The sequence below is a fragment of the Bacillus sp. JFL15 genome (genome assembly GCF_001184225.1).
Classification (GTDB): Bacteria; Bacillota; Bacilli; order Bacillales; family Bacillaceae; genus Bacillus; species Bacillus siamensis.
In genome coordinates, this window is sequence record NZ_KQ236689.1 from 1,000,713 (window position 1) to 1,013,236 (window position 12,524).

General features: G+C 40.8%; 14 protein-coding genes, 1 tRNA gene and 2 pseudogenes. 7 read left to right on the forward strand and 10 right to left on the reverse strand.

All coding sequences use genetic code 11. From position 1 onward, the window contains the following. Positions 1–3: 3 nt before the first annotated feature. The 3 genes and pseudogenes from AD710_RS20255 to AD710_RS05060 form a co-directional block, all read right to left on the reverse strand. Positions 4–150, reverse strand: a pseudogene (locus tag AD710_RS20255) (DUF3237 family protein); the annotation flags it as partial. A 260-nt stretch (positions 151–410) separates the two neighbouring features. Next, complete coding sequence (locus AD710_RS05055) at positions 411–695, reverse strand: DUF1433 domain-containing protein (protein WP_049628771.1); 285 nt, start codon at positions 693–695, stop codon at positions 411–413. Positions 696–906: 211 nt separating this feature from the next. Continuing rightward, a complete protein-coding gene (locus AD710_RS05060) occupies positions 907–1,194 on the reverse strand; it encodes a DUF1433 domain-containing protein (protein WP_049627456.1) in 288 nt (95 codons plus the stop codon). Between the two features lie 202 nt (positions 1,195–1,396). On the opposite strand from AD710_RS05060, the gene AD710_RS19960 reads away from it, so the two are divergent. Beyond that, on the forward strand, positions 1,397–1,522 hold the full coding sequence (locus AD710_RS19960; protein ID WP_015387666.1) for a hypothetical protein: 126 nt from the start codon (positions 1,397–1,399) through the stop codon (positions 1,520–1,522). Positions 1,523–1,617: 95 nt separating this feature from the next. On the opposite strand, the gene AD710_RS05065 is transcribed toward AD710_RS19960, so the two are convergent. Beyond that, positions 1,618–1,956 (reverse strand): DUF1433 domain-containing protein, encoded by a 339-nt coding sequence (locus AD710_RS05065; RefSeq protein ID WP_049627457.1) that lies wholly within the window; start codon positions 1,954–1,956, stop codon positions 1,618–1,620. Positions 1,957–2,022: 66 nt separating this feature from the next. On the opposite strand from AD710_RS05065, the pseudogene AD710_RS19790 reads away from it, so the two are divergent. Next, positions 2,023–2,133, forward strand: a pseudogene (locus tag AD710_RS19790) (sporulation transcription factor Spo0A); the annotation flags it as partial. Between the two features lie 188 nt (positions 2,134–2,321). Here AD710_RS19790 and AD710_RS05070 read toward each other — a convergent pair. Beyond that, positions 2,322–2,636: a DUF1433 domain-containing protein gene (locus tag AD710_RS05070; protein ID WP_171866179.1), complete on the reverse strand. Its 315-nt coding sequence runs from the start codon at positions 2,634–2,636 to the stop codon at positions 2,322–2,324. A 51-nt stretch (positions 2,637–2,687) separates the two neighbouring features. On the opposite strand from AD710_RS05070, the gene AD710_RS19965 reads away from it, so the two are divergent. Then, positions 2,688–3,296, forward strand: a complete 609-nt coding sequence (locus AD710_RS19965) for a hypothetical protein (RefSeq protein WP_049627459.1) — start codon at positions 2,688–2,690, stop codon at positions 3,294–3,296. On the opposite strand, the gene AD710_RS05080 is transcribed toward AD710_RS19965, so the two are convergent. Continuing rightward, positions 3,244–3,585 carry a DUF1433 domain-containing protein gene (locus AD710_RS05080; protein ID WP_049627460.1) on the reverse strand — a complete coding sequence of 114 codons (342 nt, stop codon included), beginning with the start codon at positions 3,583–3,585 and terminating at the stop codon, positions 3,244–3,246. The genes AD710_RS19965 and AD710_RS05080 overlap by 53 nt on opposite strands. Before the next feature lie 50 nt (positions 3,586–3,635). Between AD710_RS05080 and AD710_RS05085 the strand changes: the two genes are divergently transcribed. Further along, positions 3,636–5,057 (forward strand): lipase, encoded by a 1,422-nt coding sequence (locus tag AD710_RS05085; protein WP_049627461.1) that lies wholly within the window; start codon positions 3,636–3,638, stop codon positions 5,055–5,057. A gap of 16 nt (positions 5,058–5,073) precedes the next feature. Further along, a complete protein-coding gene (locus AD710_RS05090; protein ID WP_045925896.1) occupies positions 5,074–5,385 on the forward strand; it encodes a hypothetical protein in 312 nt (103 codons plus the stop codon). 848 nt (positions 5,386–6,233) lie between these two features. Here the strand turns inward: AD710_RS05090 and AD710_RS05100 are convergent. The 3 genes from AD710_RS05100 to AD710_RS05110 all read right to left on the reverse strand — a co-directional run bounded on the left by AD710_RS05100 (position 6,234) and on the right by AD710_RS05110 (position 9,277). Then, a tRNA-Arg gene (locus tag AD710_RS05100) sits at positions 6,234–6,309 on the reverse strand. Positions 6,310–6,560: 251 nt separating this feature from the next. Then, on the reverse strand, positions 6,561–8,030 hold the full coding sequence (locus AD710_RS05105) for a glycoside hydrolase family 32 protein (protein WP_049627462.1): 1,470 nt from the start codon (positions 8,028–8,030) through the stop codon (positions 6,561–6,563). A 14-nt stretch (positions 8,031–8,044) separates the two neighbouring features. Continuing rightward, the gene (locus AD710_RS05110; RefSeq protein ID WP_049627463.1) at positions 8,045–9,277 is read right to left on the reverse strand and encodes an MFS transporter; all 1,233 of its coding nucleotides are present in this window, start codon (positions 9,275–9,277) and stop codon (positions 8,045–8,047) included. A 365-nt stretch (positions 9,278–9,642) separates the two neighbouring features. Here AD710_RS05110 and AD710_RS05115 point away from each other — a divergent pair, with 365 nt between their 5' ends. Both AD710_RS05115 and clpP read left to right on the forward strand, forming a co-directional pair. Next, complete coding sequence (locus AD710_RS05115) at positions 9,643–10,617, forward strand: LacI family DNA-binding transcriptional regulator (protein ID WP_016937835.1); 975 nt, start codon at positions 9,643–9,645, stop codon at positions 10,615–10,617. A gap of 240 nt (positions 10,618–10,857) precedes the next feature. Next, on the forward strand, positions 10,858–11,454 hold the full coding sequence (gene clpP / locus AD710_RS05120) for an ATP-dependent Clp endopeptidase proteolytic subunit ClpP (protein WP_003151513.1): 597 nt from the start codon (positions 10,858–10,860) through the stop codon (positions 11,452–11,454). A 41-nt stretch (positions 11,455–11,495) separates the two neighbouring features. On the opposite strand, the gene AD710_RS05125 is transcribed toward clpP, so the two are convergent. Further along, complete coding sequence (locus tag AD710_RS05125; protein WP_049627464.1) at positions 11,496–12,356, reverse strand: LysR family transcriptional regulator; 861 nt, start codon at positions 12,354–12,356, stop codon at positions 11,496–11,498. Positions 12,357–12,524 lie beyond the last annotated feature (168 nt).

Consider the following 12,524-nt stretch of genomic DNA (forward strand, 5'->3'; position numbering starts at 1 on the left):
TCATTATTGAACTTCATAAATATCCAACCGAATGTCATCCGGCAATCTGACCGCAGCCCCGATAAACAGCCGGTCCTGCAAACTGATATGCCTCACTGCTTGCTTCAAACATAGGCACAGTCCGAAATAAACATGCTCGGGATCAATGATGCCGTTCACTGAATCATTGATGACTTTTTTAAAGAAGGTTCATTCAAGAACGTATCACCTCCCGAGATATTATGTTTATTTAAACATGTAACTATTTACACGTTTAATTGTAACGCTGTTAAAATGGACTGTCAAATAATGAGCTGCCTCTGATAAAGTTTACCCGAAAAAAGAGGTGTTCAACAAAAAGACAAGGGCGGCAAATGCCAAACCCTTGTCTTTTTCGTTTAGTGTATGCTCATACCAGACGAGCGTCTTTATTAATAATCGCAGTCTTTATCTCTGCATTCTTTCTTTCTCACAGCATCTATAGTGTGTCCCATAATCTTGTCATTTGCCTTATCATAAATACCGTCAAATTTATTTGATGTATCATCGTTGTAATAGCCAAATACCTCTATCCCGCCCATTGGATCTGTTTCATATTTATCTTTAAATGTAACGTTATGTATTCCTTCATAATTCGCTTTGATAAATTTCTCCATTCGTTTCTGAGCAATCTTTACCTCTTCAGCCTGAACATTTTTATCATTCATACTCTTCATTATAAAACCTCCGGCTGCTATAAAGATAACCATGAAGATCATAATGTATGTTTTCACCAGAATCATCCTCCCATGAGTTATGATGAAGCTCGCGGACTAGAAAAAATGGCCGGTGACATCCGGTGCGTTTAGGCGTCTTAAGATTTTTCTTCAGTGTCCACAGAGGATCATATAAGCGGCAATCCAGAGTACTTCTTTATTTCAGAGTCTTTTAGTATTCACACTCTTTTTCCTGACATTCGGGTTTCTCTTCCGCATCGACTGACGAAACTCCTATTTCATCATTCGTTTTGTCATAAAGTCCAAAAAATTCTTTTTCCTTATTACCATTCAAGTACCCCTTCACGGAAATACCACCCATAGGATTTATTTTATAATCGTTAATGTATGTAATTTGCTTTATATTTTTGTAATTAGCTTTTATATAGCTTTCCATTTTATTTTTCGCTTGGATAAAAAGTTCTTGTTCTGCTTCTTTTTTATCATGGTGGTACTTCATGTAGATACTTCCTGACGCTATAGTTATTACAAATATTAGGACAATTTTGTATTTCCTCACAAACTCATCCTTTCTTAGATTAAATTTACATCAACCTCGGGGTGTTGTACATGTCTAAAAAGCATCAATGTATCAAGTATCAGTGATCGAGAATACTTTTTTATAAGCGTTAGTTATAGTTAGATCTAGGTTAAATGAAGTGATGAAGGAGAAAGGAATTCAAATCCAGAAGGAATTGGCTGATTTAGTTGGCTCTACTGAGGCTGCGATAAGCAGATTTAAAACAAATACAAGATATGATATCACAACACTATTCATTATTAACTGAGGATTAAATGTACCTATGGAAGATTTGTTTTATGTCGAGGAGATAGAGTAAGAGCAATAAAACAAAATTAGCTCAGCTCGATTGAGCTGGCTAATTTATCTTGTACAAAGCTTATCTTTACATTCTTCTTTGGGTTCGGCATCAACCGTATACGACAATATTTCTTTATTGCCTGGATCATATAGACATTCAAACTCTTTTTTTCCATTCGTATAACCCTTAATACTAATACCACCCATTGGATTAATATGGTAATCCTCGGAAAAATGGATATTATTCACATTTTTATAGTTCGTTGTTAAAAACTTTTCCATATGATTCTGGGCTTCTTCGAATAACGCAATCTCTTTTTCCTTTTGATCATACTGATGCTTCATAAAAAGTCCTCCAACTGCTATAATTATTAAAATAAGGATAATTATGTACTTTTTCATTTGGAAATCAATCCTTTCCTATAAATAACTGTCGTTTTTAAGTAAACGAAATGAGCGAAAACTTGATATGAATATACTTTCAGCATGTCAAAAGCAAAGCTAACCAATTCAGAATTCATCGCGATTGTTGCTGACAAGTTAAGATTGGAACTTAAAGCGAGTAAAATGCTGATCTGACGTTTTTCCTATCGTTGAGTTGTCATGATATTTGTATGCGGTTACCGTTAATATCGGGGATACCTCGACAAATGAGACGGTAGAGGCGATTGATCTCAGGAATAGGTTTGAACTGTATGAGAAACATATCACGAATTTTGTAAGATAATTAAACAAAATAAATACCCACTCATCCTGAGGTGGGTATTTTACCTTTCTTCGGCATTGACCACTGAAATCCCTATCTCCTTGTTCGTTGGATCATATATACCGGAAAATTCTTTTTCTTTATTATTATTTATGTAGCCTGAAACTTCGACTCCGCCTGTCGGATCGATATCGTAGTCTTTTGAAAAATGAACTTCCTGCACATTTTTATAGTCTTTTTTTAAGTAATTCTTCATATGCTCTTGCGCCTCAATCACAAGTTTTTCTTCGTTTTTATGTTTATCATATTGACGCTTCACGAAAAAACCTCCCACTGCTATAATTATAACAATTAGGATAATAATGTATTTTCTCATGCGTATCATCCTTTCGGAACTATTTTACAATATAAGAAAGGTGTTGTATATATGCCAAAAGGAAAAGAAATAACCGTCTCTAATGTCACAGATAAAGAATATTACCGTTTGAGTCAAGCAGCTTACCATTATAAAATGTTAGCCCTGCATATGAAATATAAAACTCCTTATAAAATAAGTAAGACGTCATATTGGTACGTTGAGAAAGTGAAGCAGGATTCTGATACGGATCTTGATGACTTTATATTCTCAAAAGGCATCAAGACAAAAAGCGGAAAATGGGTGAAATCAAAAAACCCCGAAAACGTGGTCGTCGCCTTTGCCGGAACCGAAATCGCAAAAGGCCCGATCTTTGACTGCTGGAATATTGTTTTCGGAAATGATCCGAAAAAAGAAGTGTATTATAAAGAGAAAAACAAGAATGGCTACTCTTTAAGCAAAAGGATTTATCGATTAGAGTGTTTGGGGCCAGCCAATAATACATATGAAGCATACGCAACAATAGCAGGCAAAGGTACACATGTAGCTCGCGGAATAGAAAAATGGTCCACAATTTCCGAAGCAATTGAAGGTATAATACAAAAAAGACGCCAGTGTGGCGTCTTTATTAATAATCGCAGTCTTTATCTCTACATTCTTTCTTTCTCACAGCATCTATAGTGTGTCCCATAATCTTGTCATTTGCCTTATCATAAATACCGTCAAATTTATTTGATGTATGATCATTGTAATAGCCAAATACCTCTATCCCGCCCATTGGATCTGTTTCATATTTATCTTTAAACGTAACGTTATGTATTCCTTCATAATTCGCTTTGATAAATTTCTCCATTCGTTCTTGAGCAATCTTTACCTCTTCTGCCTGTTCATTTTTATCATTAATATTCTTCATTATAAAACCCCCAACTGCTATAATAATAATTATAAGGATAAAAATGTATTTTTTCATAGAATCACCCTTTCAATAATTCATTTTACATTATATGTGAGGAGTTTTGTATGGCCAAGAACATAAAAGTACCTGAAGTATCGGATGAAACTTATTATTTACTTAGTCGGTACGCATATAATTATAATAAACTGAAAGAAAGTCTAAAAAACAATCAACCTATTATAGCTGATAGAAATATCCCTTGGTATGTTGAAAAAATAAAAACTGACGAAGATACCGGATTGGACGCAGTTGTACTATCACAAGGAGAAAAAACACAAGATGGAAAATGGGTAAAATCAAAAAACCCCGAAAACGTGGTCGTCGCCTTTGCGGGAACCGATATCGGAAAAGACCCGATCAATGACGGCGTAAAAGCGGACGGCGGGAATATTGTTTTTGGAAATAATCCAAAAAAAGAAGTGTATTATATTGTAAAAAAAGATGCGAAAGACACGTCTAAAACACTCGGAAAATACAATGGAACGCCCTCTCAAGACGCCATGCTCACAAACGGAAAGTATAAGCTGATAACGAAAACATCACAAATCGATCAAGCCGATCAGCTGGTACGCAGCGTAAAGAAAAAATATGCCGGAACGTCAACGATTATTTCAACAACCGGCCATTCACTCGGCGGCGCTGAGGCCGAATACAGCGCGGTGAATAATGATATTTATGCCGTTGCGTTTAACAGTCCTTCCGTCGTGAAACTGCACGATGAAGAAACACAGAAAGACATCAACAGCGGCATATACGATCCTTACATCCGGTCAATTATCAATCCGGACGACATGGTTGGGGCAGGTTATTGGAACGAATATGACCGCCACAACGGGACAACGATTTATACGAAAAACCCCTCACTCTCACAGTTCAGCCGAAAGCAGCGGCTTGATGGGAACTTAAACGAGCAGATCAGCAAGAATCTCGCTTATTTCTTTACTACCGTCATTCTGAGAAATCCGGATACACACGGCTTAAACGAAGCGAATTTCATATTTGACCGAAACGGAAACATCACAAATCCGAACGGAGATGAGTTAGTCTTCGATAAAAATCTCGGCGCTCTTCTGCCGGCCGGTGCGATCGGAAGCGGAGACGCGATAAAAGTAACGCCGAAAAACGCAAAGAAGCTGGCTGAAAAGGTACAGGCCATGACTGAGGATTTGCGGACGATGAAAAAAGAAGCGCAGAACGCCTATCAAGAGCACGATGAAAAAATCGCCGAGCTGAAAACCGAATTTTACGGCCAAGTCGGACACGGCTTGTTTGATCAGCTTCAAGCACAGGACGTGACCAATACAATTGAAGATATTGCGCAATCCTACGATAAAGGCCCGATTTTTTACGACACTCAGGCTGAGCAGGCGTTTATTGATTCCTTGCAGGCGGCGATCACGGACCTTGAAGAGATCGGCGGATTCTTACATAAAATAGCGGACAAATTTCAGGAAAAAGACCAGATGCTCGCAAACTGGTTAAGATGATAGAGGTGGATACATAATGCCGACATTAGACGAACTTTTAGAACATAAGGACGACCCGATGAAGAAAAGGCTGCAGCGGCAAATGCTGAAAACCGTCATGACGCAGGCAGCGGGGACAAAACTGGAAACAGTGCGCCAAACGCTGAAGCCGACATTCGAAATGGACACATTGAAAGATGAATTATATGAAGTTTACTCAGCCTTATTGAACAGCTTCGAAGGCAAGGCGCAAAAAGCTCTCGCACAGCGGATCAGTGAAAGTGCGCGGCTGATTGCCGGCACTGAAAATAACAGGGACACATTCATTAACAGTTTCAAAACAAGGTAAAATAAAAAACCTCGCGGATTTATTATTTGCGGGGTTTTTCCTATCGTCTTAACTGACACGCTCGGAGAATGTATCATATACCTCTATGAACGTTGATATATAAGTTTTTTTGATAATCCTTTGATCCGTCAGTCGGAATGAGTAGCCGGCGGGAAGTGAGGGCGGGAGAATAAAAGAAGCTTTTCATGAACATAAAAAACAAGGGGTTTATTGTATAAGATCGCGCGTATTCTTGACGATGTTCAAGCTGCTAAAAACGGCATGCTTGGAAAAAGGATAAACCGCCACGCTGCAGGAAAAACCACCGGGATACTAAACGAGTGGGATTTTTTTCGGCTAGGCTATATCCTCTTTTAAACAAAATCCTTATTTGGTAAAATAATGGGTATTGTAAGGAAGGAGTGATTGAAGCGTGTTATTGTTCATAGGAAAGTTCATATTGCTCTTTTTGTTCTGTACGTTAGTGTATTATTTATTCAAAGTGGTTTATTACAATGTTGGTAAGAAGGTCGCTCTCAATGCGTCAGAAGGAACAAAAGCCAATTGGGTTGCGAACGTCTTAATTAAAAATGGTACTAAGCTTACTGACGGAGATTACTTTATGGTTGCTGTCGTTACGACATTATGGCTTGTGATCCATTTATGATGTATCAAAACGATTAGGACTTGCTAGTATTGATACGACTCAAAGCCTGTGCAAAATTTGTGCAAAACGAAATGAAATAATCCGTTTTTTAACGCTTTCTCGGGCTCCCAATAAGTCCATAGAAACAAAGAAAAACCCTTGCACGGCAAGGGTTTTCGACTTCTTTAAGCTTTATTCATTTAAAGCTATCTCATGCTTTTGACGCGCTCGGAGGGATTCGAACCCCCGACAGACGTGGTACCGGAAACCACCGCTCTATCCAACTGAGCTACGAGCGCACGTTTTTTCAATCAGATACCTTTATATTATAATAAAGACACACGCAGAAAGCAACACTTTTTCAATAATAGTGAACTTTACGGCGCTTATGCTGCAGTGATGTATGTATAGTAACAGGATTATGCAGCGTCCTCATGCAGCATAATCCCGCCCCGCATAACGGCTTGTTTTTCAAAAGGCTCACACGCCTGATGCGATCAGTCATTTCAGCTGCTCAGTACTTTTCCAGTCACTTCAGAAAAAGCACATTTCAGCTTTTTTTCCAAATGTCCTTTAACGTCCAATAGGTGAATTCCTCAACCTTTACAGCGCCTTTCTCAGAAAACAGCTCAAGCCCCAATCTGCCCTCTTTCGGATAGATACGGCTTGTCATCGTTGCTTCTCCATGATTGGCGAATACTTCAATCGAAGATCTGTCAATAAATATCCGCAGCGTCAGCTTGCCGCTTGCATCCAGCCGCACTCTTCTCACACCGTCTTTCGCTTTTCCCATTTTGGTGCAATCAAGTGTCAATTTTCTATCCGTTAGATTGTACTTAAGCACAAGTTCTTCTTCACCAAGGCCGCGAATCTTAAAACCTGCCGATTCGGCATCGCAATCGTTTATATCAAATACGACTTGGGCTTCAAGCAGGTCTTCGGACGTCTTTGCCAAGTAACTCCCTGATACCTGCCGGCCTGCACATTCCCGGTATTCCTTTGTTCGCAGCTGCTTGGTTTCTTCTGCGGGATTCATCAAAAGTTTATGATCGTCACGCAATGTCAGTTCTCGCGGCAGCGTCAATGCACCGCACCATCCGTCCGCTTTTGTCGGCATCTCAGATTCCCACATATCCATCCAGCCGATAGCGATTCTGCGTCCCTTATCATCCAGTAATGTTTGCACGGCGTAAAAGTCATGGCCGTAATCCAGCTCTGTAAAAGCGCCGTGTGTAAATTTATTTGTTTCATAATTATAGTCACCGATTAAATAACCGGTTTGATGTAAATTGTTATATGAATCGCCGTCCGCTTCAATACCCTGTGGCGAAATCAGCAGGACATGTTTGCCGCCTAATTCAAAGAAATCCGGACATTCCCACATATAGCCGAGATGACCGTCACTTTGGGCGAGAACACCTGCGTATTCCCAATTACGCAAATCAGATGAGCGGTATAAAACGACCCGTCCGACGTTTTCTTTTGAGGAGTTGCCGATGACCATATACCACTCATTGCGATGCTTCCATACTTTCGGATCGCGGAAATGACGGGCGCTGTCTTCCGGCGGTGCCGCAATAACGGGGTTTTCCTGAAGCTTTTCAAACACAATTCCATCTTGGCTGACCGCGATATTTTGAGTTTGATAGAAAAGGTCTTTCTCTTGATCAATCATATTATGGCCTGTATAGATTAAAGTAAGGCGTCCGTTATCATCGGCCGCGCTTCCCGAAAAACAGCCGCTTTGATCAAATGCATCACCCGGAGCTAAGGCAACCGGCAGGTGCTCCCAATGAATGAGATCTTTACTCTTTACATGCCCCCAATGCATCGGCCCCCAATTCTCATCATACGGATGATGCTGAAAAAAGACGTGGTATTCTCCTTTAAACTGAATAAGCCCGTTCGGATCATTGATCCAATTCGCCCGGGGCATAATGTGGTACCCCAGCCGATATCTTTGTTTCACTTTACCCTCTGCTTCCTTCAAAGCTTCCTCCGCCTGCTGAATTCTATCCATTTGCGACATCCTCTCTATCCGATTTTTTGTAAATCCTGCACACGCTTGCTGTTTTTTTTCGAGTCTAATAAAGTAAAAATGGAGATCATGGTAAAACCAAAGACGACGATTCCCATGATGAGATAAGTTTGACGGAACCCCGCACTGTCATATAATCCTCCCGCCAGCGGCGACAGAATCGACGCGCCTGCCTGAGATGCAAATTGAAAACCGACGAGATAAAGGACGGACGACAGACGCGTATCAAAATTGGCCGCCAAATATTTAAAAACGGCGATCAGCATAATCGGCAGTTCCAGTGCGTGGATGAGTTTCATTGATGAAATTCCTACAGGCTCAACTGCAATTCCGGACCCGACGATGCGGAAAGCCATTAAAAACCCCGCTAAAATCAAACTGTTTTTCGCTCCGAACTTATTGACGATAAAAGGCGCAAGAAACATCATGCCGGCCTCTAAAAATACCTGGACTGAATTAAGATAGCCGAATACTTGGTTGCCTATCGCCACTGAAGGAAACAAAGACGCGTAGTAGATCGGGAACTGCTGATCATATACGCCGTAAATGCAGGTCACGCCGATAATGTACATCATAAAAAACCAAAAATCCTTTATTAAAAAGAGCCGCCCCACATCTTTTAACCGGACCGAATCCGCTCTGTTTTTCTCGTGGTCTGTCATTTCGATTTTTACAGACATGATAATGGCCGTTAAAATGACGGCTGAAACAGACGCGATCCAGAAATTGATATTGGGATTGATATTGAAAAGCTGTCCTGCAAAAAATGCAGCCGCCGCCCAGCCCAATGAGCCCCACATTCTTGATTTTCCATACTCAAAATGATATTTTCGGCTGACCTTTTCAATGTACGTTTCAATCGCGCCTATCCCAGCCAAAAAGCCGGCTCCCAAATACAGGCCTCCGACAATGGCGCCAAGAAAGACATTGTACTGCAGGAGCGGTCCATAGATGAAAATATAAAACGGACCTGTAAATAGGAGAAGAAAGCTGATCATAAATAAGATCTTTTTCTTCAGCCCCAATTTGTCAGAGATAAAACCGTAAAGAGGCTGCATGCACAAGGCAAATACGGCATTTACAGAAAAAATAATGCCTGTCGCTGACCCGTTTAAATTGATTTCCTGCCCCAGCCAAATCGCAAATAAAGAATAGCTGGAAGACCAAGTAAAAAAGAAAAAGAAAAAATAAGCACTCAGTTTCCAATACAGACTTTTTGCGTTTTTCATTTTCACCGCTCCTTTAATAGGACCTTTTCATCCACGTTCCCGAACCGCTGAGCCATGTCATTCCTTCCCGCTATAAAGTAAGCGCTTTCTTTTTTAGCGCTGTCCGGTACTTCACTTTAGCTGCATTACGCAAACAGCCGGTGTCACTTCCCTTCACCCTTTTTGTAAAGCGCTTTCATAAAGAATTGTATGTCAACCGGTTTCATATGTCAATCGGTTGACATACACTTTTCTGATTATTCAAATTGAACAAAACGCACCCCTAGCAGAAATATGGAATTTCCTTGCGCATGTCAGCCCGATTCTCTAAAATAAGTGCGTGACGAGAATTGTAAGCCATTTCAGTAAAGCAGGAGGGCAAGGGAATGAAGCCTAACATTCACGATGTTGCAAAAATAGCGGGAGTTTCCTCTACAACCGTTTCGCGGGTATTAAATAACCGCGGCTATATCAGCGAAAAAACAAAAGAAAAAGTGTACAAGGCGATGGAAGAAATCAATTACTTTCCAAACGATCTCGCCCGCTCTTTATTCCGTAAAAGAACCAATTTAATAGGGCTTATCATCCCAAACTCCGGCAATCCGTTTTTCGGCGAACTCGCTTTTCATATTGAAAGCATTTGTACGTCCATGGGCTACAAACTGCTGCTTTGCAACAGTTTACATCGAAAAGATAAAGAAGAAAAATATGTGGAGATGCTGATAAGAAACCAAGTGGACGGCGTGATCGCTGTGACTTACAACCGGGGAATTCTCAATTATCATAAGCAAAATCTGCCGATTGTCGCCATTGATCATTTCTTATCGGATTCAATTCCCGTCGTCGGCTCAGACAACTATGACGGCGGAAAAAAAGCGGCGGAACTGCTGATCGAAAAAGGGTGCCGGCACATCGTCCATATCAACGGCCCGCTTGAACTCGAAACACCGGCAAACCTCAGAAGAAAAGCATACGAAGATGTCATGCGTAAACACGGAAGGCAGCCTATTACATATGAAGTACCCTTTTATCAACATGACCATGACATCATTTCATCGTTATTCGATGAACAGCCTGACACCGACGGAATTTTTGCCAGTGATGATCTGATGGCGGCAGCAGTCATGACGGAGGCCAAAAAACGGGGAAAAGACATCCCGGCTCAATTAAAAGTGATCGGTTATGACGGCACCGAAACCGTTCAATCGATCCTTCCGGAATTGACAACCATCCAGCAGCCGATCGAATTGATTTCCAAAACAGCCATCGAGATTTTAGTAAAAGAAATTGAAGGCGAATTTGATGATTTGCCGCTGGAAACGTATTTGCCGGTGCGGTTTCTGGAAGGTCAGACAACTTAATCAGCCGGTTCAGCCGTACGGCACGCCAGCGTTCTATTTCGGCTGCTCAGGCCATATCATTTTCTCAAGCGCCGGCGTTGTTAATACCCATTTTTACTTTGCTGTTTGAACTTTTTGTTTTCTGGGAAAAATGGTGTTAGAAGAAAAGGTTGGCATTTGGTCAGCGTTTTGTTTGACCTTTATTGACCAAAAATGTATCATGTAAATACATACTTACCTAAAAGGTGAAGGAGGAGCATTATGAATTTAATACCTACAGTCATTGAACAAACGAACCGCGGAGAAAGAGCTTATGACATTTACTCCCGTCTTTTGAAGGACCGTATTATCATGCTTGGATCTGCGATTGATGACAACGTTGCGAACTCCATCGTGTCACAGCTTTTATTCCTTGAAGCGGAAGACCCTGAAAAAGATATTTCCATTTACATTAACAGCCCTGGCGGATCAATCACTGCCGGTATGGCAATCTACGATACAATGCAGTTCATTAAACCGAAAGTATCTACAATCTGCATCGGGATGGCCGCTTCTATGGGAGCATTTTTACTTGCAGCCGGTGAAAAAGGCAAACGTTACGCGCTTCCTAACAGTGAAGTCATGATTCACCAGCCGCTTGGCGGAGCGCAAGGACAGGCGACAGAAATTGAAATCGCGGCAAAACGCATTCTCTTGCTTCGCGATAAATTAAACAAAGTGCTTGCTGAACGTACCGGCCAGCCGCTTGAAGTGATCGAGCGCGATACAGACCGCGACAACTTCAAATCAGCTGATGAAGCTTTAGAATACGGCTTAATCGATAAAGTGCTGACACGCAATACGGAAGACCAGAAGTAAGATCCTGCCTGCAAGAGAGTCTCAAACTCTTGCAGGTTTTTTTATGTTCTATCTTCATTCAAAAAAGTAATGAATGCTTTGACGACAGACAATTCTAACGCTGAAGAATCATACATAAGCCACGTATCACGTATCACAGGCTCGTTGTTTTTATAGGACAGCGCCAATGTGTATAATTCATCAGAAGGCTGAAGACAGATTTCCGGCACAACAGAATAACCGAGACCGTTTTTCACCATCTCTTTACAGGTTTCCTGTCTGTCTACCTCCATTGCAATGAAAGGCGGCTCAGTAAATTGATTATTCCACCATTTTTGAATCAGACTTTTCAAAGAGGCATCAGTTTGATAATAAATCATCGGCAATTTGGGCAGGTCCTCACTGTTGATTTCAGTTTTTGAAATAAGGTACAGCCTCTCTTCATTTAACAGTTGTTTTTCCCCTTGCCAATCATAATTTCCCCTCATAATCCCAAGGTGCACGCCGGAATGATGAAGCAGATCCATCACCTTCGCACTCCATCCCGTATTGACGTGGAATTGAACAGACGGATACTGATCAGAAAACCGTTTTAGAATCGCCGGGAGCTTATACTGAGCAAAATTGCTTGAGACTCCTAATCTGAGAACCCCGCTGACTTCATGGCTCATATTGAGCATATCATCCTTCATTTTTCTGAATTCCTGCAGCATCTCTTTCGAATATTCAACCAGATATTCACCCTCTGAAGTGAATTCCATCCCTTTTTTTCTTTTATAAAAGAGGCGCACTCCGAATTGCGATTCCAGGTTTTTGAGCCGATAACTTAATGCCGGCTGTGTCATATATAACCGCTCCGCCGCCTTCGTCATATTTTTTTCCTCGAATAATGTAATGAGTACAGCCCAATCCTTTTCATCCATATAAAATCCCCCAAAATATTTTTCTGCTATAAAATTTTCTTCTGTTATAAAAGTTTTTTATTCAACTTTATAAAAATTATATGTTTTACTTATAATCCTTATTTATCATACGATATTTTCCAAAGGGACCGGTACCTTTTTATCCACACAAAATGATGTAAGGATGAG

What these genes read in the sequence shown, in the direction of transcription:
- AD710_RS05125 (WP_049627464.1), bottom strand. Translation starts at nt 12,356, where the DNA reads ATGGATGAAAAGGATTGGGCTGTACTCATTACATTATTCGAGGAAAAA.
- AD710_RS05060 (WP_049627456.1), bottom strand. Translation starts at nt 1,194, where the DNA reads ATGAAGTACCACCATGATAAAAAAGAAGCAGAACAAGAACTTTTTATC.
- AD710_RS05065 (WP_049627457.1), bottom strand. Translation starts at nt 1,956, where the DNA reads ATGAAAAAGTACATAATTATCCTTATTTTAATAATTATAGCAGTTGGA.
- AD710_RS05080 (WP_049627460.1), bottom strand. Translation starts at nt 3,585, where the DNA reads ATGAAAAAATACATTTTTATCCTTATAATTATTATTATAGCAGTTGGG.
- AD710_RS05070 (WP_171866179.1), bottom strand. Translation starts at nt 2,636, where the DNA reads ATGAGAAAATACATTATTATCCTAATTGTTATAATTATAGCAGTGGGA.
- AD710_RS05110 (WP_049627463.1), bottom strand. Translation starts at nt 9,277, where the DNA reads ATGAAAAACGCAAAAAGTCTGTATTGGAAACTGAGTGCTTATTTTTTC.
- AD710_RS05105 (WP_049627462.1), bottom strand. Translation starts at nt 8,030, where the DNA reads ATGGATAGAATTCAGCAGGCGGAGGAAGCTTTGAAGGAAGCAGAGGGT.
- AD710_RS05055 (WP_049628771.1), bottom strand. Translation starts at nt 695, where the DNA reads ATGAAGAGTATGAATGATAAAAATGTTCAGGCTGAAGAGGTAAAGATT.
- AD710_RS05085 (WP_049627461.1), top strand. Translation starts at nt 3,636, where the DNA reads ATGGCCAAGAACATAAAAGTACCTGAAGTATCGGATGAAACTTATTAT.
- AD710_RS19960 (WP_015387666.1), top strand. Translation starts at nt 1,397, where the DNA reads ATGAAGGAGAAAGGAATTCAAATCCAGAAGGAATTGGCTGATTTAGTT.
- AD710_RS19965 (WP_049627459.1), top strand. Translation starts at nt 2,688, where the DNA reads ATGCCAAAAGGAAAAGAAATAACCGTCTCTAATGTCACAGATAAAGAA.
- clpP (WP_003151513.1), top strand. Translation starts at nt 10,858, where the DNA reads ATGAATTTAATACCTACAGTCATTGAACAAACGAACCGCGGAGAAAGA.
- AD710_RS05090 (WP_045925896.1), top strand. Translation starts at nt 5,074, where the DNA reads ATGCCGACATTAGACGAACTTTTAGAACATAAGGACGACCCGATGAAG.
- AD710_RS05115 (WP_016937835.1), top strand. Translation starts at nt 9,643, where the DNA reads ATGAAGCCTAACATTCACGATGTTGCAAAAATAGCGGGAGTTTCCTCT.